This is a genomic window from Aeromonas sp. ASNIH4 (assembly GCF_002934425.1).
In the GTDB taxonomy this organism is placed as follows: Bacteria; Pseudomonadota; Gammaproteobacteria; order Enterobacterales; family Aeromonadaceae; genus Aeromonas; species Aeromonas hydrophila.
The window spans coordinates 357263-376804 of record NZ_CP026217.1 but is presented as its reverse complement, the minus strand read 5'-3'; the positions used below and the strand labels follow the sequence as shown (position 1 = coordinate 376804).

15 protein-coding genes are annotated in these 19542 nt (G+C 62.7%); 4 read left to right on the top strand and 11 right to left on the bottom strand.

Annotated features, from left to right (window positions below; all coding sequences use genetic code 11):
* Positions 1-27: 27 nt before the first annotated feature.
* From prfC to C2U40_RS26955, 3 genes are all read right to left on the bottom strand, one after another.
* A complete protein-coding gene (prfC, locus tag C2U40_RS01770) occupies positions 28-1617 on the bottom strand; it encodes a peptide chain release factor 3 (protein ID WP_085946238.1) in 1590 nt (529 codons plus the stop codon).
* A 253-nt stretch (positions 1618-1870) separates the two neighbouring features.
* Positions 1871-2560: a GGDEF domain-containing protein gene (locus C2U40_RS26960; protein ID WP_233768837.1), complete on the bottom strand. Its 690-nt coding sequence runs from the start codon at positions 2558-2560 to the stop codon at positions 1871-1873.
* Positions 2550-3764: a tetratricopeptide repeat protein gene (locus C2U40_RS26955; RefSeq protein ID WP_233768810.1), complete on the bottom strand. Its 1215-nt coding sequence runs from the start codon at positions 3762-3764 to the stop codon at positions 2550-2552. The genes C2U40_RS26960 and C2U40_RS26955 overlap by 11 nt, the downstream gene beginning before the upstream one ends.
* Positions 3765-4614: 850 nt before the next feature.
* On the opposite strand from C2U40_RS26955, the gene C2U40_RS25965 reads away from it, so the two are divergent.
* Positions 4615-4815, top strand: a complete 201-nt coding sequence (locus tag C2U40_RS25965; RefSeq protein ID WP_124251868.1) for a hypothetical protein — start codon at positions 4615-4617, stop codon at positions 4813-4815.
* Positions 4816-5139: 324 nt separating this feature from the next.
* On the opposite strand, the gene viaA is transcribed toward C2U40_RS25965, so the two are convergent.
* Both viaA and C2U40_RS01750 read right to left on the bottom strand, forming a co-directional pair.
* Positions 5140-6594 (bottom strand): ATPase RavA stimulator ViaA, encoded by a 1455-nt coding sequence (gene viaA, locus C2U40_RS01755; protein WP_103827793.1) that lies wholly within the window; start codon positions 6592-6594, stop codon positions 5140-5142.
* A 52-nt stretch (positions 6595-6646) separates the two neighbouring features.
* Positions 6647-8254 (bottom strand): ATPase RavA domain-containing protein, encoded by a 1608-nt coding sequence (locus C2U40_RS01750; RefSeq protein ID WP_181014794.1) that lies wholly within the window; start codon positions 8252-8254, stop codon positions 6647-6649.
* Between the two features lie 238 nt (positions 8255-8492).
* On the opposite strand from C2U40_RS01750, the gene C2U40_RS01745 reads away from it, so the two are divergent.
* Both C2U40_RS01745 and rimI read left to right on the top strand, forming a co-directional pair.
* Positions 8493-8972 (top strand): DNA polymerase III subunit psi, encoded by a 480-nt coding sequence (locus tag C2U40_RS01745; RefSeq protein ID WP_103827795.1) that lies wholly within the window; start codon positions 8493-8495, stop codon positions 8970-8972.
* 52 nt (positions 8973-9024) lie between these two features.
* Positions 9025-9474 (top strand): ribosomal protein S18-alanine N-acetyltransferase, encoded by a 450-nt coding sequence (gene rimI, locus C2U40_RS01740; RefSeq protein ID WP_103827796.1) that lies wholly within the window; start codon positions 9025-9027, stop codon positions 9472-9474.
* Between the two features lie 37 nt (positions 9475-9511).
* On the opposite strand, the gene C2U40_RS01735 is transcribed toward rimI, so the two are convergent.
* Positions 9512-10057, bottom strand: coding sequence for a hypothetical protein (locus C2U40_RS01735; protein ID WP_103827797.1), 546 nt, complete (start codon positions 10055-10057; stop codon positions 9512-9514).
* 186 nt (positions 10058-10243) lie between these two features.
* Here C2U40_RS01735 and C2U40_RS01730 point away from each other — a divergent pair, with 186 nt between their 5' ends.
* Positions 10244-12034, top strand: coding sequence for an AMP-dependent synthetase/ligase (locus tag C2U40_RS01730; RefSeq protein WP_103827798.1), 1791 nt, complete (start codon positions 10244-10246; stop codon positions 12032-12034).
* A gap of 82 nt (positions 12035-12116) precedes the next feature.
* Here the strand turns inward: C2U40_RS01730 and C2U40_RS01725 are convergent, their stop codons facing one another.
* From C2U40_RS01725 to C2U40_RS01705, 5 genes are all read right to left on the bottom strand, one after another.
* On the bottom strand, positions 12117-13331 hold the full coding sequence (locus C2U40_RS01725; RefSeq protein WP_103827799.1) for an aldose 1-epimerase family protein: 1215 nt from the start codon (positions 13329-13331) through the stop codon (positions 12117-12119).
* Positions 13332-13585: 254 nt separating this feature from the next.
* Entirely contained in the window at positions 13586-15184 is a 1599-nt protein-coding gene (gene gshA, locus C2U40_RS01720) for a glutamate--cysteine ligase (protein ID WP_029301984.1), read from the bottom strand.
* 60 nt (positions 15185-15244) lie between these two features.
* Positions 15245-18058 (bottom strand): M16 family metallopeptidase, encoded by a 2814-nt coding sequence (locus tag C2U40_RS01715; RefSeq protein ID WP_103827800.1) that lies wholly within the window; start codon positions 18056-18058, stop codon positions 15245-15247.
* Between the two features lie 19 nt (positions 18059-18077).
* A complete protein-coding gene (locus C2U40_RS01710; protein WP_029304641.1) occupies positions 18078-18515 on the bottom strand; it encodes a YqaA family protein in 438 nt (145 codons plus the stop codon).
* Complete coding sequence (locus tag C2U40_RS01705) at positions 18512-19486, bottom strand: NADP-dependent oxidoreductase (RefSeq protein WP_181014795.1); 975 nt, start codon at positions 19484-19486, stop codon at positions 18512-18514. Before C2U40_RS01705 ends, C2U40_RS01710 begins: the two co-directional genes overlap by 4 nt.
* Positions 19487-19542: the final 56 nt, after the last annotated feature.

The following is a 19542-nucleotide window of genomic DNA, read 5'->3' as shown; positions in this document are numbered from 1 at the left end:
CTTGTCTGCCTAGCGGGCAAGCCCTTATCAGTGCTCGCGGGTCTGGCGGAACTGGACGTCAGGGTGACGCTCCTGGGCCAGGCGCAGGTTGACCATGGTCGGCGCGATGTAGGTGAGGTTGTCACCGCCATCGAGGGCCAGGTTGACCTCGTTCTTGCGCTTGAACTCCTCGAACTTCTTGACGTCGGTCCCTTCCACCCAGCGGGCGGTGGAGACGTTGACCGCCTCGTACAGCGCCTCGACGTTGTATTCGCTCTTCAGGCGCGACACCACCACGTCGAACTGCAGCACACCGACCGCACCCACGATGAGGTCGTTGCTGATCAGCGGACGGAACACCTGCACCGCGCCCTCTTCGGAGAGCTGCACCAGCCCCTTGAGCAGCTGCTTCTGCTTGAGCGGGTCGCGCAAGCGGATGCGGCGGAACAGTTCCGGCGCGAAGTTCGGGATGCCAGTGAACTTGAGATCTTCACCCTGGGTGAAGGTGTCACCAATCTGGATGGTGCCGTGGTTGTGCAGACCGATGATGTCGCCGGCGAAGGCGTCTTCCGCCTGCTCACGGTCACCGGCCATGAAGGTCACGGCGTCGGAGATGTTCACATCCTTGCCGATGCGCACGTGGCGCATCTTCATGCCCTTGGAGTAGGTACCTGACACGATGCGCATAAAGGCGATACGGTCGCGGTGTTTCGGATCCATGTTCGCCTGGATCTTGAACACGAAGCCGGAGAACTTCTCCTCAGTGGCGGCCACTTCACGGCTCTCGGCCTTGCGCGGCATGGGCGACGGTGCCCAGTCGGTCAGGCCGTCCAGCATGTGGTCGACACCGAAGTTACCCAGTGCAGTACCGAAGAAGACCGGGGTCATCTCGCCGGCGATGAAGGCATCGTGATCGAACTCGGGGGAGGCACCCTGCACCAGCTCCAGCTCGCCACGCAGCTGGGCAGCCAGATCTTCGCCGATGGCGGCATCCAGCTCGGGGTTGTTCAACCCCTTGACTACCCGCTTCTCCTGGATGGTGTGGCCCTGACCGCTCTGATAGAGATAGGTCTCGTCCTTGTAGAGGTGGTAGACCCCCTTGAAGGATTTGCCGCAGCCGATGGGCCAGGTGATGGGGGCGCACATGATGTTGAGCTCGCGCTCCACCTCGTCCATGACCTCCATCGGATCGCGCACTTCGCGGTCCAGCTTGTTCATGAAGGTGAGGATGGGGGTGTCGCGCAGCCGGGTCACTTCCATCAGCTTGCGGGTCCGGTCTTCAACACCCTTGGCAGCGTCGATGACCATCAGGCAGCAGTCGACCGCCGTCAGGGTACGGTAGGTATCTTCGGAGAAGTCCTCGTGACCCGGGGTATCGAGCAGGTTGACCAGACAATCGGCATAGGGGAACTGCATCACCGAGGTAGTGATGGAGATACCACGCTGCTTCTCCATCTCCATCCAGTCGGATTTGGCGTGCTGGCCTGAGCCACGGCCCTTGACGGTACCGGCGCGCTGAATGGCCTGTCCGAACAGCAGGACTTTTTCGGTGATGGTGGTTTTACCCGCATCCGGGTGCGAGATGATCGCAAAAGTGCGTCTCTTGGAGACTTCACTCAGAAATTCAGCTGACATAATTCAACGTTCTTCTATTGGGCGGCAGCCTTAAGCCACCGTGGGATAATTCCGGAGTGCCGCATTGACTCACGGTCCGGCATGGATACGCAACGAGCCACACCAAGCTGGCATCAGACCAACCGGTGGAGAGAGGAAGAGGGTTGCGTTACATGGGTCTTCTCACCTGAGCCAAAGCAAAATTGCGCGACATTATACCCGCGCGAGTGAAAAATACCCAGCCCGGCTTTGCAGTCGAGCAAGGGGCCTGCGCCCCCTACTCGGCCCGCATCACCTGATTGCGGCCCGCCTGCTTGGCCCGGTACATGGCCTCGTCGGCCCGCTGCACCAGATCGCCGAAGCTCTCATCGAGAGGGCTGTACTGGGCACAGCCGATGCTGACGTGCACCGGCTGCCCCTCCGGCATCCCGTCGATGCGCAGCTGGGCGACCCGATGGCGGATCCGCTCCGCCACCTCGACCGCTTCGTCGAGGCAGGTGTCGGGCAGCAGCACCAGAAACTCCTCGCCACCGTTGCGCCCCACCCGATCGAGGGAGCGCAGCTGGGCGGCGACACAGCTGGCCACCTCGGCCAGCACCTTGTCCCCCATGTGGTGGCCCAGGGTATCGTTGACCTGCTTGAAGTGATCGATGTCCAGCTGCAGCACCGACAAGGTCTTGCCATGCTCTCGCGCCTGCTTGAACCAGGCCTGCCCCTTGGCCTGGATCTGGCGGCGGTTGTGCAGCCCGGTCAGGTCGTCGGTCATGGCAAGCCGGCGCATCTTGCGGGAGCGATTGAACTGATGCAGCGCCAGCATGCCCATCACCAGCAGCAACAGAATGACCACTGCATATTGCCAGTGGCGCCGCTCCTGCAGCTGCTTGAGCTTGGCCTCCTGCAGCAGCTGCTTGGTCTTGAGGGCCTGGTTCTCCAGTTCCTTGCGGGCCAGATCGAACTCAAAGCGCATCTGCAACGAGCGCTGCTCCCTGAGCACCCGCTCCAGAGAGTGCTTGGTCTCGACGTACTTTTTGAGGCTGGCCAGCGCCCCGTTGATCTGGCCCTGCTGCTCCAGGATCCGGGCCCGTACCTCGTAGACCCGCGCCAGGAAGCGCTGGTTCTTCTCCTTGACGCTGGTTCTTCTCCTTGACGAAGATGGGCTCGGCCTGCGCCAGGTAGTTGAGCGCCTTGGTCGGGTTGCTCTGCGCCGCCTCCGCCATGCCCATCACCAGTTGCCAGTGGCCCAGGGTCACGCTGTCGGAACTCTCGCCACCACGCAGGATGGCATCCGCCTGCTGCAACTTGCCCACCGCCTCGGCCACCTTGTTCTGATTGAGCAGGATGGTGGCGATCTCGATCTGGATCCAGGCCAACTGCCCCTCCTTCTGCTGGGAGCGGTAGAGCTGCTCGGCCTGGATCATCAGCGGCAGGGCCCGCTCATACTCCCCCATCTCGGCATAGAGCAGCCCCTGCTGGGAGCGGATGTCCACCAGCCGCTCCTGATCCCCCAGGGTGCCGTAGTCGTGCTCCAGCTCCTTGAAGTAGCCATCGGCCCGCTCGTAGAGCCCCATCCGCCGGTAGGCGTTGGCAATCTGGGCCAGCACCTCCCGCGCCTTGCCATCCTGCCCCAGCGACTCGAAGCGCTTGTGCGCCTCGATAAGCTCCATCAGCCCCTCCGCCAGCTCCCCCTGATAGGCGTACATGTCGCCGCGAAAGCTGAGGATGTCGGCCTCCTGCAGCCGATCGCTGAGCCGGCGGGCCAGCACCAGCGCCTGCTGATAGTCGGCCTTGGCCTGGTCCATGTTGCCGAGCAGCTGCTGGTGAAAGCCGCGACAGGTGAGCAGGCCGGTCTCGGTGATCCTGTCCTTGCGGGCCCGGGCGATGGCCAGCTGCTGATCGGCAAAGGCCACCACGGCGCGATACTCGCTGTCCCACTCGGCGGGCATGGCCCAGCACTGCAGGCGCACGATGCGCCCCTGCACGTCGAGGGGATACTCATCCTTGCTCGCCACCAGCGCGGCAATGCGTAGCCGGAATATGCGGTCGGGCTGGAAGCCCTCTTCCAGCAGCTGCAGCTCGCGGGAGAGCTGGGGTTCGGTCAGCGGCGCCCGGGCCGCCCAGGCGAGGGGCGTGCACAATCCCGTCAGCAGGATCAGGGTCATGATGCGTTTCATGCCGGTTCGGTTTCCCCTCTGGTGGTGCAGCTAGGCAGGTGTGTTCACTATGACCATCATATCCTGCCTTGTTCAAGCACACAGCCACCAGGGAGAAAGAGAGAAAATCAGCCAGATCTGGCGGGCTCTCACACTGACTCCTCGTGCCTCTTTACAGATGGAAAATCAGCATCGACTATAAGCGCCATCCACTACAGGGAAGCGCGGGTTGATGACATACCAGGAGCTGCAGGCGGCCTACGACAAGCTGCTGCAGGAGAACGAACGGCTCAAGCGGGTCGCCGAGGATGCGCGGGAGAAGTTGGCTGACACCTATGATAGCTAAGCCACCTATCGGCTAATTGTCCGCAAAGGAGGGACTACCTGTATCCCACCTCATAAGAATGTGGGGATATTGGAAAATAAACATCAGAGCAATGATGCGGCATTGGTTACGCGCAAAGAAGGCGTGACTCACTGGAACTCATAGGTCAGGTCGGGTATCACGGCCCTTAACTGACGAAGACGACAAAGTGCTGGTTCAAACAGTAAATGACAGGAAACATCAGTTTGTATAACTACAAACGGCCAAGCAAGAGAAGCAATGGTATATTTGAGCACAATAAACAAACTAAACGCTCTTGGTCTTCGCGTCAGAAATCACTATGTTTAGCGGTCATTTGTAACTGAGAACATGATAACTTTCTTTCTGACTTCAGGGGCAACTGCAATGTAAACTCATCGCGACGTTAATTTAAAAACTTAGCATTGCAAACAAGATTAAATCATTGTAATTTCAACTTAATGATTTCCTTTGGAATCATTAAGTTGAAATAAACCACCCACTTAAATTAATCGGTGACACCGTAAAATGAAACATCAAATTAAAGAAATTAAAGAGTTGGTAGAAATGCATGAAGCTGGATCTATTCGCGATAGAGAATTTATCACTCGCCTATTCACTCTTACGGGGGAAATGCGAGCTAAATATTCGAAGGATAATGCAACATTAGCTAATCCGTCACGCATGGGCGTCGCCAGAAAGTCACAGCGTCCTATATCATTAATGTAATCATAAGCTAAGGGGGTCAACTAGATAATACTCTTCAGTTAATAGCCCCCCAGCCCATAGCTCTAAGACTAAAATACGGAGGAGGTGTCATACCTCCTTCTGTCTATATGGAAAGTCCTCCCCCTTATATTTGAAGGACCAGAAAAAAACTATATCTAGCCTCATAAAAACATATTTTTATTTTCTTTCCCTCACAATAACTCCATCCAATAGCACAAACTGGATCACATACCTTTCCGAGTCTTATATTTCATACTCACAGAAACTAAGCTGAGGAAAGTTGTTATATTGTGACGACTATCTAAAAAGAGGAGATATTAACATCTAATTTTTCTGCCAGCGCCGCAGCAGGCGCCCGCGCAGGCCGCAATCAAGCAGCCAGCTGTTGTCGAACACCCGCAGCAGCGCCGGCTTGGCGTGGCGAGACATGGCCACCGCGTGAAAGCGGGTCTGCTGCTTGCGCTGGCGGTTCATCCGCTCCAGCAAGCTGTGGGGCAGGCTCTGGGCGATGAAGTCGGAGACCACCAGCACGTCCGCCTTGGCAAAGGCGGGGTCATCCAGCTTGATCAAGGCCTTCTCGAGGCAGGGCACCAGATCGGTGCCACCGTGAAAACTCATGGAGAGGAAGCGCTCCGCCTTGTCGAGCCCGGTGTCGGCGGTGATCTCCAGGGTCGCCACCTCGGTGGAAAAGAGCATCAGGTAGCAGCCCCGCTTCTCGTCCATCGCCACCTTGAGCAGCGCCAGAAACAGCGCCTTGGCGCACTCCTCCGGGTATCCCCCCATGGAGCCCGAGGTGTCGATGCAGACGATGAAGGGCCCCCGCTGCTGCAACTGCCGCCGGCCAAGTTCCGGGGTGCGCAACATGATGCGCTGACGCGGCAGGGTGCCGCGCGACTGGTAGCTCAGCAGGCGCCGCTCCAGATAGCGGCGGTAGAACTCCAGCTCCAGCTCCGGCAGCGCCAGCATAACCGCCTCGCTCGGCAACAGCCGCATCAGGTCACTGGCCGGGTGAATGCCCACCAGATCGTCCGGCACGTCGTCGGTTTGCACCTCCTCCAGCTCGTGCACCTGCACCGGCGGCACCGGCGAGTCGTTGGCCCGGTTGTCCTGCTGGCTGCGCCCCAGCAGGTTGGCGATCTCCGCCAGCAGCGGCTCGCGCTGCAGCATGCGGGCGTACTGCTTGACCAGCACCAGGCTGCGCTTGTGCCAGCTGCCCTGCGCCAGATCCCACAGCCCGCCGGCGGAGATCTGGTTGGGGTCCAGCGCATCGGCCAGGGTGCGGCTCGCCAGCAGCTGATCTTCGATCTCCTGGCGCTGCTTCTCCCGCTCCGCCTCGGCGATCTGCTGCTGCAGCTGCAGCAGGCTGCCCACCAGGCTGGTGCGCCACTTCTCGATCAGCAGCTGGCGCTGGCTGTCGGTGGGGTGGGCCATCAGCTGGCGCACCAGGCTGCGCGCCTCGCCGGCGAAGGGACTGTACTGCTCCAGCCCGTCCAGCAGGGCTGGCAGGCGCCCCATCAGCTCGGCCAGCGGCAACCCCTTGTGGGCCTGATAGAGGCGATACTCCTGCTCCAGCGCTACCGGCACCGGCTTATGGCGCATCTCCTCCCCCAGCTGTTCACTCCAGCGGCGGATCCGCTTTTGCAACAATTTGCCCTGCAGCGGGGAGCGCTTGATGAACTCGGAGATCTTGGGGGTGGAGGCCAACAGCAGCGCCATCTCGCCCGCCAGCTCCCCTTCACCGATGAGCAGCCCCAGATCCATCATGCCGATCTCAAGCATGGCGACCTCCGCCGATCAGGCTTACCACAGTCCCTTTCGCGCTCGCCATGGCTCAGGCGTCCAGCTGCGGCAGCCGATCGTGCCAGTGGCTGAGGTCGCTGCGCAGCTGGTCCAGATCCCGGTTCAGCACGAAGAAGCTGTCCTCCACCTGCTGCAGCCAGTGGCGACCGATGAAGAGGTGCTGCTGATGGCGCTCGAACAGGTTGCGCTGGCGCTTGAGCTCCTGCGCCAGCACGCTGGCCTCCGCTAGCAGCCCGGTCAGGGCGGCCTGCCAGGGGGCGATCACCACCTCGGGGATGGGGTTGCGCTCCACCAGCACCAGGGGAATTTGCTGGCGCTGCAAGTCCAGCACGTGCAGGCGCAGCTCGTCGTCCAGCACCAGCTCGTAGTGGCCCTCCTTGGGGTTGCCGAGCGGCCAGCCCACCAGCGCCTCGCCGGTGGGGTGCCAGTGGGAGAGCAGGGTGCGGTCGAATACCAGCGTCTCAACCAGCCGCTCCGGATCGTCGCCATCCAGCGCCGCCGGGGTGAGCAGGTGGAAGTGCGCCAGTTTGCCAAACGGGCGGGCGTTGGCCAGCGGGATCTGGATGCCGCGGGCGCGGCGCCCGAACCACTGCTGGCGCTTTCTGGCCTTGCAGCACAGGCGCTGGGCCACGCTCTGTTTGAACTGCTTGAACTGCTCCCGCAGTCCCATCAGCTGACGGGTCATGGCCAGCTGCTGATAGCCGTAGAGACGGGAGAACTCGGTCATCATCTCCAGCAGGGCTGTGCGCGAGGCCTCGTCATGCCAGAGGCAATCCTTGAACAGCAGCAGATCGAGCGGGGCCACCTCGTCGCGGCCGTTGAAAAAGGCGCTCGCCTTGATGAGCCTGACGGCCTTCTTCCAGCGCCGATCCGACACGTAGCAGCTGTGGGCCAGCTGGCTGTCGAGCTGCTGGCGCAGCTGATAGATGAGCTCGAAGCAGTCGTCCGGCAACCGGATCCGGTCGATCTGCTCCTGCCACTCCAGGTACTCCTCGCCGTGGATCTGCACCGAGGGCGGCAGATTCTGGTGGGACTGGCCGTCGCTGGCCAGCATGGCCTGGAAGTTGGCCTTCTCCTGCACCCGATCCATCCAGATCCGCACCAGCATGCGGTCGTAGAGCGCTTCCAGCCCGCTGTCGGGAGCCGGCAGCTCGTTGGAGGCGGTCACCAGCAGCCGCATGGGGATGGGGTGCTGGCTGTCGCCGTTGCGAAACTGCCGCTCGTTGATGGCGGTGAGCAGGGTGTTAAGGATGGCGGGGCCCGCCTTCCAGATCTCGTCGAGGAACACCACCTCGGCCTCCGGCAGGTAGCCGGCGGTGAGCCGCAGATACTTGCCATCCTCCTTCAGCGCCTGGATGGAGAGGGGGCCGAACACCTCCTCCGGCGTGCTGAAGCGGGTCATCAGGTATTCGAAGTGGCGGGCATCGAAGAAGGCCAGCTTGAGGCGCCGCGCGATCAGGCTCTTGGCGATGCCGGGCGGGCCCAGCAGAAACACGCTCTCGCCGCACAGGGCCGCCAGCAGGCCGAGCCGCAGGGCATCCTGGCGCTCGTAGAGCCCCTCGCCGAGGGCCGACAGCAGGCGTGGCAGGCGCTCGTGAATGGGGGCGAGACGAAGATTCTGTGATGCTAAAGGTGGCATAGGCACACTTCCGATACTGGGGTTGTCTGGAACCGGCACACCCGCGACGCGATCGAAGGTTCCCTGTCCTGCTTGGTGGATTGTCGGGAGGCCGCCTGTGGCTCGCTCCGGCCGGTTGCCGAGCGCCGGGCCGCCTCACCTGGCTAAAACATACCGCAAAAGATGCAGCAAAACGCGTTCGAGTGTACCCTGCGCAGAGCTTTTTTCATCAATGCAGATCAAGACTGAGTCATCGTCCATGCAAGATCCAGTGCAGCTGACCACGGCGCGGGAGCCCGCCCCCGCGCAACCTGACCAGGCATCCGGTCGCTTGCGGCAACACCTGCTGGCCCGGATGGGCATCCCGAGCTGGCAACTGCGCCGGCCAGCACTGCTGGCGGGCCATCAGGTTGTGCCCGCGCCGGCCAATGAGATCCCGACAAGCGAGCAGGAGGCAGCCCCCGCCTCGGCCGTGCCGAGCGAGCCGCCAAGCGGCAAGCTCTGGATCCTGGCGAGCCGGCAGCCCGCCCCCGGCCTGCTGGCGGATCTCTGCCAGTTGCTCGGCATCGGCAGCGACGAGGTCAGCCTGCTGAGCAGCCTGCCCGTCGGCCACACTCCGCCCCTGCTCTGGCTGGAGGCGGCCGATCCCGCCTGGCCAGAGGCCCTGATCTGCCCGCTCGCGCCCAGCCCGGCCCAGAAACGGGCGCTGTGGCAGCAGCTCAAGGGGCGCCTCGGCTGAGCTCCAGGCCCCTCTATCTCTCTTCGTTCAGCCGCCCCGACCCGGAGCCATCATGGTGCAATTTCGTCCCCTGCTCGAGACCGACTTCGAGCTCATCTACCCCATCGAACAGGCTGCCCACAAGGAGCCCTGGAGTCAGGCCAACCTGCTCTCCTGCTTCGGGCCGCGCTACCTCAACGGCCTGCTGCTGGTCGACGGCCAGCCGGCCGGTTTCTACATCTCGGATCTGGTGGCGGGCGACAGCTCGCTGATGAACATCTGCGTGCACCCCAACTTTCAGGGCAAGGGGCTGGGGCGGGCGCTGCTCAGGGAGTACCTCACCCGCAGCAAGGCCAACAAGGCCGAGGCCTGGTTTCTCGAAGTGCGGGCCGGCAACAGCACCGCCATCAGCCTCTACGAGAGCGAGGGGTTTGCCGAGTACTGCCGGCGCGCCGACTACTATGGCACCGGCCAGGATCGGGAAGATGCCGTGCTGATGTCCCGCCTGTTCGACTTCGGCTAAACCGCCGCACTATTTCTGCGTCACTACATCTGCAGCACTACAGCAGCGGCGCGTTGTCGAGGGCTGGATCCTGCAGGCTCTGAGTGGTGTGCAGCACCGCCTCGAACCCGGCGGCGGAGAGCGGCATGAAGAAACCGCGCTGCCAGGTCACCCCGGGCATCCAGATCTGCTGGATATCCACCACTATCTTGATGGGCTTGAGCGGCTCGCCCGGCTGCTGCACATAGATGCCGGGCGGGGTCGCCACCTGCGGGAAGCGCCGCAGTATGTGCTCGCTACCATCCCCCGCATCCGGGTTGAGGCGCACCTTCACCAGCCGGGCCAGCACCGGCGCCATCTCCTCTGACTGCCACAGGCTGGTATCCAGCAGCTTGCAGCGCCGGCATTTGGCGCGCTCGATCACGTAGAGCAGCGGATAGCCCTTGTGCAGAGCCAGCTGCTGCGCCTGCGCATAGCCCTCGGCGCCGCTCAGCCAGGGGTTGTCCTCCTCGCTCCCCGTGCCTCCCAGCGTAAACCAGAGCCCGCCGGCCCCCGCCAATAACAGCAATACCCCGGTCACCACCCCCTTGATGCCGACACTCATTGTTCACCCTCCCTGAATGGCTCCGCATGTCAGCCCCCATCATGCCTCAAGCTCACCCTAATTGACGACTTTGTGATCCAAGACAAATGGCGAACACTTGTAAGCTGTAATCTTAGAGTTTAAACTCCAGCGCGATTTTTCAGTGCCCCTTAGGGCGTACAACTGTTACTTGAGGATGTCTGACTGATGCCGAAACACCACCTGGTTCGACTGATGCGGGAGCGTATCGCCCGGCTTGGCAACAAGGCCGCCCTGCGCGTACAACAGGATGGCCAGTGGCGTGCCATCGGCTGGCGTACTCTGGGACAGGCCATGGACTACTGTGCCCAGGCGCTGATCCGCGCCGGCCACCAGCCCACCGAGATGGTCGGCATCTATGCCCGCAACATGCCGGAGTGGACCCAGGCCGATCTCGGCATCCTGGCCGCCCGCGGTGTCAGCGTGCCCATCTACCCCACCAGCACGCTCGATCAGCTGCGCTACATCGTCAAAGATGCCGGCATCAAGGTGCTGTTCGTCGGCGAACAGCCTCAGTTCGACCAGGCGCTGCAACTCATTGAAAGCGGCGAGATCCGCCAGCTGGTCGCCCTCGACGGCAGCGTCAACCTGCGCGGCTGCCCGCAGGCAAGTCACTTCCAGACGTTTCTGGTCTCCGGCAACCACCAGCCCAGCGAACAGGTACTGCGCGAGCGCGAGAGCCAGTACCGGATGGATGACCTGCTGACCCTGATCTACACCTCGGGCACCACGGGTGAACCCAAGGGGGTCATGCTCGATTTCGCCAACATCGCTGCCTGCTTCGAGATGCACAACAGCCGCCTCGATCTGAACGAGCAGGATGTGTCGCTCTGCATGCTGCCGCTCAGCCACGTGTTCGAGCGGGCCTGGAGCTACTACGTGCTCTATTGCGGTGCCGAGAACGTCTACATCCGCGATCCGCAGAAGGTGATGGATGTCATCGGCGAGGTACAGCCGACCGTGATGTGCGCCGTGCCGCGCCTCTACGAGAAGGCCTACGCCATGATCCAGGCCAGGGTGGCCCAGGCGCCGCGCCTGCGCCAGGCCCTGTTCGGCTGGGCCACCAAAGTGGGCAAGCAGATGGTCGCTACCCGCCAGGCGGGCAAGACCGCCTCCCCGCTGCTCTACGGCCAGCTCTGGCTCGCCGAGCGACTGGTGTTTCGCAAGCTGCGCGCCCGTTTTGGCGGCCGCACCCGCTTCCTGCCGGTGGCCGGCGCCCGCCTCGCCGACGAAGTGAACTTCTTCTTCCAGGCCATGGGGCTCAACCTCAAGTACGGCTACGGCATGACCGAGACCACCGCCACCGTCTGCTGCTACGAAGACAGCCAGTTCAAGCTGGGCTCCATCGGCACGGCGCTCTGCGGCATCGAGGTGAAACTGGGTGAGAACAACGAGTTGCTGGTGCGCTCCCCCACCGTGATGCGCGGCTACTACAACAAGCCGGAAGCGACCGCCGAGGTGATGACCGAGGATGGTTTCCTGCGTACCGGTGATGCTGGCGAACTCGACAGCGAAGGCAACATCTACTTCACCGAGCGCCTCAAGGAGCTGATGAAGACCTCCAACGGCAAGTACGTGGCCCCGCAACTGGTGGAAGGCACCATCGGCAAGGATCGCTTCATCGAGCAGATCGCCATCGTCGCCGATGCCCGCCACTTCGTGTCGGCGCTGATCGTGCCCTGCTTCGAGTCGCTGGAAGAGTACGCCCGCTCCATCAACCTGCAGTACCAGTGCAAGACCGAACTGCTGCGCCACTCCAAGGTGGTGGAGTTCTTCGAGGCACGCATCCAGGATCTGCAAAAAGAGCTGGCCAAGTTCGAGCAGGTGAAGAAGTTCACCCTGCTGCCGAGCGCCTTCTCCATGGAGCTGGGCGAACTGACTCCCACCATGAAGCTGCGCCGCAAGATCATCGAGTCCAAGTACCAGAGCGAGATCGAGGCCATGTATAACCATGTCTGAGTACAACCACGTCTAAGACCGCTCTGGTTCAGGGAAATAAAAAAGCCGCTTCAAGAGCGGCTTTTTGCTGGTTGTCCGTTGCTTACGGCAGCTTGACCAGCGGCTGCTCACGCAGTTCGGTAGGCCGACCGGCCTGGATCTGTTCCACGCTGGCCAGCGCCTGCTTCACCTCGTCGGCGTTCTGCAGCAGGCGGTAGGTCAGATCGAAGGTCTTGGTCTCCCCCGGCTGAATTTTGGGGACCAGCCCCAGCGGGCGCTGGTACTTGGTGCTGTAGGCATAGCTGGTGCCTGGTTCGATGCCGGTCACATAGCCCTGAGCCCGGGTGTCGGTGTTCTTCCACAGGGTCAGCACCGGCAACTGCCTGGTGTTGTAGCCCACCGCCACCCCGGCGCTGCCTGCCCGGTTGTTCAGCACCGCCAGGGTGTTGCCCTCGGCGTCGCTGTAGGGCACCAGATTGAACACCATCTCGTCGAAGCCCTTGGTCGGCCCCAGATAGGTTTGCCAGCTCTTCAGCCCCCCCTTGGCGTAGTCGTTGAACGGGGAGATCTGCTTCACCGGAGTGCTGACGCGCGCACCCTCCTCCAGGATGGGGGCCCCGAAGTTGCCGTGGTAGATGATCTGGTACTCGTTCTCGTAGTCGGCGTGGTTGGTCAGCTTGTCCTGCAGGGCAAACTCCGCCTGACCGGGCACCACGCTGAGCTGGGTCCAGGTGACCAGCTCGCTCATCTTGAAGGTGCGCTCGTCCACCCGGCCCAGCACGTGAATGGCATAAGGCGGCTCCTCGTCTATGGTCACGCTGACCACGGAGGCCGGAATGTTCTGCACCCGGCCATGCAGACTCTTGAGGCGGCCGTCGTCATCCACTCCCGGGTGACCGGTCCACTCGTAGCCACAGCGCACCAGCATCTCGTTGAAGCCATCGAGCCAGCCGAGCCCGGCGCGGCTCTCCAGATCGATGAAGGCCGGATTGACCACCTCCTTGACCGGCGAATCCCAGCCGAGACGCAAATCGGCGGCTCTGACCTCCTTGATCCCCATGCCACGAGTCGGGATCAGGGTTATCTTCATCACCCCGTTGTCGACAATCAGCAGGTCCACCCCCTCCTGACGCCCGCCATGCAGCCGTTTCTTCTCGATGCTGAACGGTGCCGGACTCTTGATCCCCAGCTTGTCGCTGGTGATCTTCCAGTCCCCCACATCCAGCCCCTGCTGGGAGTCGGTCAGCAGGAATTCGGCAGCCTGGCCCGAGCTGGCGCCCAGCGCGAACAGTACCGCAATGGAAAGTCTCTTCAACATGGATTTATCCTCGTGTCTCTTGTTTTTGTTTAAGCTGAATCGTTTCAGTGATCGAGAAATTAGGCGGCAAGCCCATCAGACTCAAGCTGCAAAAGAGGAAAATGTGAGCCGATTGACAATAAAACCGCTCATCGCGCTGCTGAAGTGAAGGCTGACTCACAGTTATTTTCGGGCCCGTGATGGCCAACCGCCCACTGGAGAGCGCGAATAAAAAAGCCGCTCCGAAGAGCGGCTTGCAGCAGAAGTGGATCCCGTCAGGCCGGGGTCTTGCTGGTCCCGAAGTAGTCGGCCAGGAAGTCGTCGAACGACAGGCTGTCGCTGCGCTCGCGCTCCCGCTGCTTGGCCAGCGAGTCGCGGGCCTCGCCGGCAAAGTAGGCCTCGTCCCAGTACTGCAGCTCACCGGCCAGCATCTCTTCCCGGTAGCGGTTGGCCAGCTCGTCGCCGAAGCAGCCGTTGTCCTGGCCGCTCTCCAGCAACTGCTTGAGCAGGCGGGCGGAGTAGGTGAGCTCGGGATTGAGCAGCTTCTCGCGGTGCATTGCCAGGGTCTCGCGATAGCGGTTGCGACCGCAGCAGCGATCCAGCAGCGCGGCGACCTCGGCCAGCTCGTCGAACAGCTTGAGGCCGTACTCCTTCAGGCCGATGGCATGACCCTGCTCGTCCTCCAGCTCGAGGCCGGGACGACGTCCCTCCAGCACCACCTTGGTCTGGTTGCGGCGATTGCGGGCAATCTCCTCGTCGCCCAGCACCGGGGACGGGCGCAGCAGGCACCACACCAGGAACAGGTCGAAGAAGCGGATCTGATCCACCTCGATGCCGTACGGGGTGAAGGGGTTCACGTCCACGGTGCGCAGTTCGATGTACTCGATGCCGCGCTGCTCCAGCGCGTCCGACGGCTTCTCGCCGCTGCGCGGGGTGCGCTTGGGCCGGATCGGGGCATACAGCTCGTTCTCCAGCTGCAGCACGTTGTCGTTGAGCTGGCGGTACTCGCCGTTCACCTTGACACCGATCTTGGCGAAGTCGGGATCATGGGTGTTGATGGCGCGACGCAGGCTGCTGACATAGGCCGGCAGGCTGTCGTGGCTGATCTTGAGCCCCGCCTGGGCGCTGTTGGTGTAGCCCAGATCCGACAGCCGCAGCGCGGTGGCGTAGGGCAGGTAGAGGGTGCCCTTGCCGGTCTTCTGGAACGGCAGATTGCTCTTGCGCCCCTTCAGGAAGGAGTCGCAGATGGCCGGCGAGGCACCGAACAGATAGGGCACCAGCCAGCCGAAGCGGTAGACGTTGCGGATCAGCCCCATGTACTTGTCGGAGATGAAGCGCTGGCTGCAGCACCCCTCGCACACCAGCTCCTGCCACTCGCACCAGAAGCTGTCCGGCATGGAGAAGTTGAAGTGCACTCCGGCGATCACCTGCATCAGGCTGCCGTAGCGGTTCTTCAGCCCCTGCCGGTAGAGGGTCTTCATCCGGCCGATGTTGGAGCTGCCGTACTGGGCCAGCCGGATGTTCTCCTCGTCGCCGACGAAGCAGGGCATGGAGAGCGGCCAGATCCGTTCATCACCGAGATGGTGGATGGTGTGACGGTGGATGTCGCCAAGCTGTTCCATCAGGCTGTCGATGGAGTCGGTGGCCGGCGTGATGAACTCCAGCAGGCTCTCCGAGTAGTCGGTGGTGATGTTGGCATGGGTCAGCGCCGAGCCCAGACTGCGGGGGTGATCGGTCTGGGCCAGGGTTCCTTCCGGGGTGATGCGCAGACATTCACGTTCGATCCCGCGCCGGATCCCCTTGAGGGCGGTCAGCCGTTCCGGCGAACCCAGGGCGGTCAACAACTCGGTGAGTGACAAGCTTGTCGTAGTCATATTCACGGCTCATGTGTGGCCGCCCCACAGGGGGGCGGCACTCTTTATTATGTAGCGCCCTCAGGGCAGCTGCAGCGGATAGATGGGAAGATGAAGCTCCTTCAAGGGTTTTTCAAGCTTTTGCTTGTCCCCCACCACCACAATCACCATCTCGGCCGGGTCAAGCCAGCGTGCCGCACTGGCCTTGAGCGTCTCGGCCGACACCGTCTTGATCAGGTTGTTCTGGGCCTGCACATAGTCCGGCTTCAGGTCGTACATGATCATCTGCAGCAGGAAGCCCGCCTTCTGGCCCAGGGTCTCGTAGGAGAGCGCATCCTGCTGGGAGACGGCACTGCGCATGTAGGCCAATTCCACCGGGGTCGGGCCACTCTTGCGGTAGTTGTCCATCTCCTTGAGGAACTGGCGGATGGCATCCACGGTCGCATCGGCCCGCACGTTGGCACCGGTGGCGAAGGTACCCGCCTCCCGGTTGGCGGAGAAGCCCGAACTGGCACCATAGGTGTAGCCCTTGTCTTCGCGCAGGTTGAGGTTGATGCGGCTGTTGAAGTTGCCGCCCAGGTTGAAGTTCATCAGCCCGGCGGTGAAGTAGTCACCCGTGGTATCGAACGGCATGGCACGACGGCCGATGCGGATCACCGACTGGGGCGCCCCCGGCTTGTCCACCAGATAGATGCCCGGCTTGGCCTGCTCGCCCGCCGGCTTGAGGCTGCCCAGAGAGGGCTCGGCCCCCTTCCACTGGGTCAGGAAGGCGAGTTGATCCTCCACCTGGGCCTGGGTCACGTCACCCACCACCACCACCTTGGCGTTGGTCGGGTTGTAGTAGTTCTGGTAGAAGCGCTTCACGTCCGCCAGGGTCAGCTTCTCGACATCGGCCAGCACGCCGTCACCCGGCTGTCCGAGGCGGTTCTGCTTGCCGTAGACCAGCTCGCGGAATGCCTGACCGGCCAGCCACTCCGGCTGCTGCTCGCTCTGCTTCATGCCCTGCAGCATCTGCGCCTTGACCCGCTCGAAGTCGGCTTCGCGCATGCCGGGCCGCTCGAACACCTCGCGCACCAGCGCCAGGGTCTGCGGCAGCTTGTCGGTCAGGCTGCTGATGGTGACCAGGTTGTTGTACTGGGCGCTGGAGACGCTGACGCTGGAGCCGAGCTTTTGCAGCTCGTCGCTGAGCTGGGCCTCGGTCAGGCGCACCGAGCCCTGCCCCATCATGCTGGCGGTGAGGCTGGCCAGCCCCAGCTCGCCCTTGCCCTCGGCCCGCATGCCGCCCGGCAGAGCGACCATGATGGAGACGGCGGGGATTTCGTCGCTCTGGGTGCCGATGATCTCGATCCCCTTGTCGAGCTTGCCGTGCCAGATGGCCGGCACCTTGACGCTCACCGCATCGGCCGCCTTGGGCTGCACGCTGCGATCAAAATCGTCTTTCACCGGTCGCTCAGCCAGCACCTTGTCATGCTTGCTGTAATCCGGCAGCTCACGCTTGGCCGGGGTGAAGTTGGGCTTGGCGGCCTGCCAATCGCTCTTGCCCTTGGGCACCACGCTCAGCACCACCGCCGGCTTGTTCAGGATGAACTTGTCGTAGGCGGTCTTGACCTGCTCCGGGGTCACCTTGCCGATGGCATCCAGGCTCTTGAACACATAGTTGGGATCCTGGGCGAACACTTGGCCCATGGCGAGCTGGCTCACCTTGCCGGAGACGCTGTCCAGACCCCAGATGGCCGAGGCGCGATAGCTGTTGATCGCCTTCTCCAGATCCTCCGGCTTGAGGCCGCGACCGGCGAACTCGCCGATCACCTTGTCCACCTCGCTCTTGAGGGTCTTCAGGCTGCCGTCCACCGCCGGGTTGGGATAGGCGTAGACGGTCAGGGTACAGGCCAGCTCCTCGCAGTAGTGGGAGGCGCCCGCATCAATAGCCTTGCCGCTCTTGACCAGCGACTGGTAGAGCATGGAGCTGGCGCTGCCGCCCAGCACGTCGGCAAACATGTCGAGGGCCGGCTCCTGCGGATCGCCGAGCGACACGGTCGGGTAGCTGATGTAGAGCAGCGGCAGGTGCACCTTGTCCTCAAGCGTCACGTAACGGGTCTCGGGCAGGGTGACGGGCGCAGGGATCGGCTCGGCCACATCCGGGCCGCGCGGGATGGAGCCGAAATACTGCTCAATCCAGGCCAGCGCCTGCTTGGTGTCGAAGTCGCCGCCCAGGGTCAGGGTGGCATTGTTGGGGCCGTACCAGCGCAGGAAGAACTGCTTGAGGTCGTTGACGTCGACCCGGTCGAGATCCTCCACGTAGCCGATGGGCTGCCAGGAGTAGGGGTGGGTGCGCGGGTAGAGCGCCTCCCCCACCTTCTCGCTCACCAGACCGTAAGGCTGGTTGTCGATACGCTGGGCCCGCTCGTTCTTGACGGTGGCACGCTGGATCTCGAACTTCTTCTGGCTCACCGCGTCGAGCAAGAAGCCCATGCGGTCGGCCTCCAGCCACAGCACCTTCTCCAGCTGGTTGGCCGGCACGGTCTCGTAGTAGTTGGTGCGATCCTTGTTGGTGGTGCCGTTCATGTCACCGCCAGCTTCGTTGATGATCCGCATGTGTTCCTGATCCCCCACATGCTTGGAGCCCTGGAACATCATGTGCTCGAAGAAGTGGGCGAAACCGGACTTGCCCACCTGCTCGCGGGCCGAGCCCACGTGGTAGGTGACGTCCAGGTGCACCAGGGGATCGGATTTGTCGGGCGCCAGAATGACGGTCAGGCCGTTGTCCAGCTTGTACATCTGGTAGGGAATGCCGAGCTTGCCCTCTTCCTTGACCTGTTCCGACACCAGGGTGGGTGCCGCCAGCACGGGCAGGGAGAAGCCCAGAAGCATGCTTAATGGAATGAGTTTGTTCACGGTTACCTCGTGAGTGAAGCTAGAAGATCTGCCTGGCCAGCAGAAAGACCAGGGCATAACGCAACAATTTGCCGAGCCCGATGAGAATGAGAGAGCGCCAGAAGGATAGACGCAGCCAACCGGCCAGCAGACAGAGACCATCGCCGATCACCGGCGTCCAGGCCAGCAGCAGACACCAGTGGCCATGTTGTTTGAGCCAGCCGAGGGCTTTTTGTTCCCCACGGCCTTGAAAATCTTCCGGTTTTTTCTTGAAGGTGGCGAGCCAGCCGAGCCACCAGGTGGTCATGGAGCCGAGAGTGTTGCCCAGCGTCGCCCACAACAGCAGGCTGGCCATGCTCCACTCCCCCTTGGTCGCCATGGCCCCCAGCAGCACTTCCGAGCTGCCGGGCAGCAGAGTGGCTGAGGTGAAGGCGCTCAGAAACAGCCAGCCGAGCCCCAGCTCGGTGATGCCGTTCATCCGGCCAGAGCGTCCGCGGCGGGCATGCGCAGCAACAGCTTGCCACGCACGTGGCCCTGCTCGATGGCCTGATGGGCCAGCGCCCCCTCGGCCAGGGCATACTCCCCGGCGACCGTGACCTGAACCTCACCCTGGCGCAGCAAGGTCAGCATCTGGCTCAGCTGCTGGCGGTCGGGGTGTACCAGCATGCCGAGCACCTCGATGGCGCTGCCGGCCGCGGCATCCTTGATCTGCTGGGCAGTGATGGTGGGCACAGTCACCAACCGGCCACCGGGCTTGACGCAGGCAAGCGCCGCCTTGCCGCTCTCGCCACCCACCAGATCCAGCACCAGATCGACCTGACCGCCGGCCACCACTTGAGCAACCCAGTCTGCGTCATGGTAATCCACCATCCGACTGGCCCCCAGCCCGTGCAGGAAGCTGTGGTTGTCGCGACTCGCCGTCGCCACCACCTCGGCGCCATAGGCGCTGGCAAACTGCACCGCCAGGTGGCCGACACCGCCGGCACCGGCCAGGATCAGCACCCGTTGCCCCGCCTTGAGGGTGCCATGTTCAAACAGCCCCTGCCAGGCGGTGAGGCCCGCCAGCGGCAGCGCCGCCCCTTGCCTGAGGCCAATATCCTCCAGCCTGACCAGCTCCTCCTCACGCGCCACCACGGACTCGCCGTAACCGCCGGCCGCGAGGGGAAAGCCCACCATGCCGCACACTCGATCCCCCTCGGCCAGCGCGGTGACGCCGGGGCCTATCTTCTCCACCACCCCGGCCACGTCGTAGCCCGGCGTCCAGGGCAGCTTGTCCTTGTTCTGGGCCGCCGCCCAGCCGAGGCCTGCCCGGGTCTTGGCATCGATTGGGTTGACCCCCGCAAAGCAGATGCGCACCCGCACTTCGCCGTCGGCTGGCACCTTGTCCAGGGAAGGGTTGAGCCGAAGTACCGAGGGGTCGCCGAATGCGGTAATCTGTAGCTGCGTCATTGCACAATCCATCCTGTTGATTGATCAAGGGTCAACAGAATAACAGCGAGGACACC

What these genes read in the sequence shown, in the direction of transcription:
- rimI (WP_103827796.1), top strand. Translation starts at nt 9,025, where the DNA reads ATGGTGCAATTTCGTCCCCTGCTCGAGACCGACTTCGAGCTCATCTAC.
- C2U40_RS01735 (WP_103827797.1), bottom strand. Translation starts at nt 10,057, where the DNA reads ATGAGTGTCGGCATCAAGGGGGTGGTGACCGGGGTATTGCTGTTATTG.
- viaA (WP_103827793.1), bottom strand. Translation starts at nt 6,594, where the DNA reads ATGCTTGAGATCGGCATGATGGATCTGGGGCTGCTCATCGGTGAAGGG.
- C2U40_RS01710 (WP_029304641.1), bottom strand. Translation starts at nt 18,515, where the DNA reads ATGAACGGCATCACCGAGCTGGGGCTCGGCTGGCTGTTTCTGAGCGCC.
- C2U40_RS26955 (WP_233768810.1), bottom strand. Translation starts at nt 3,764, where the DNA reads ATGAAACGCATCATGACCCTGATCCTGCTGACGGGATTGTGCACGCCC.
- C2U40_RS01745 (WP_103827795.1), top strand. Translation starts at nt 8,493, where the DNA reads ATGCAAGATCCAGTGCAGCTGACCACGGCGCGGGAGCCCGCCCCCGCG.
- C2U40_RS25965 (WP_124251868.1), top strand. Translation starts at nt 4,615, where the DNA reads ATGAAACATCAAATTAAAGAAATTAAAGAGTTGGTAGAAATGCATGAA.
- C2U40_RS01750 (WP_181014794.1), bottom strand. Translation starts at nt 8,254, where the DNA reads ATGCCACCTTTAGCATCACAGAATCTTCGTCTCGCCCCCATTCACGAG.
- C2U40_RS01725 (WP_103827799.1), bottom strand. Translation starts at nt 13,331, where the DNA reads ATGTTGAAGAGACTTTCCATTGCGGTACTGTTCGCGCTGGGCGCCAGC.
- C2U40_RS01705 (WP_181014795.1), bottom strand. Translation starts at nt 19,486, where the DNA reads ATGACGCAGCTACAGATTACCGCATTCGGCGACCCCTCGGTACTTCGG.
- C2U40_RS26960 (WP_233768837.1), bottom strand. Translation starts at nt 2,560, where the DNA reads ATGCGCTTTGAGTTCGATCTGGCCCGCAAGGAACTGGAGAACCAGGCC.
- C2U40_RS01730 (WP_103827798.1), top strand. Translation starts at nt 10,244, where the DNA reads ATGCCGAAACACCACCTGGTTCGACTGATGCGGGAGCGTATCGCCCGG.
- gshA (WP_029301984.1), bottom strand. Translation starts at nt 15,184, where the DNA reads ATGACTACGACAAGCTTGTCACTCACCGAGTTGTTGACCGCCCTGGGT.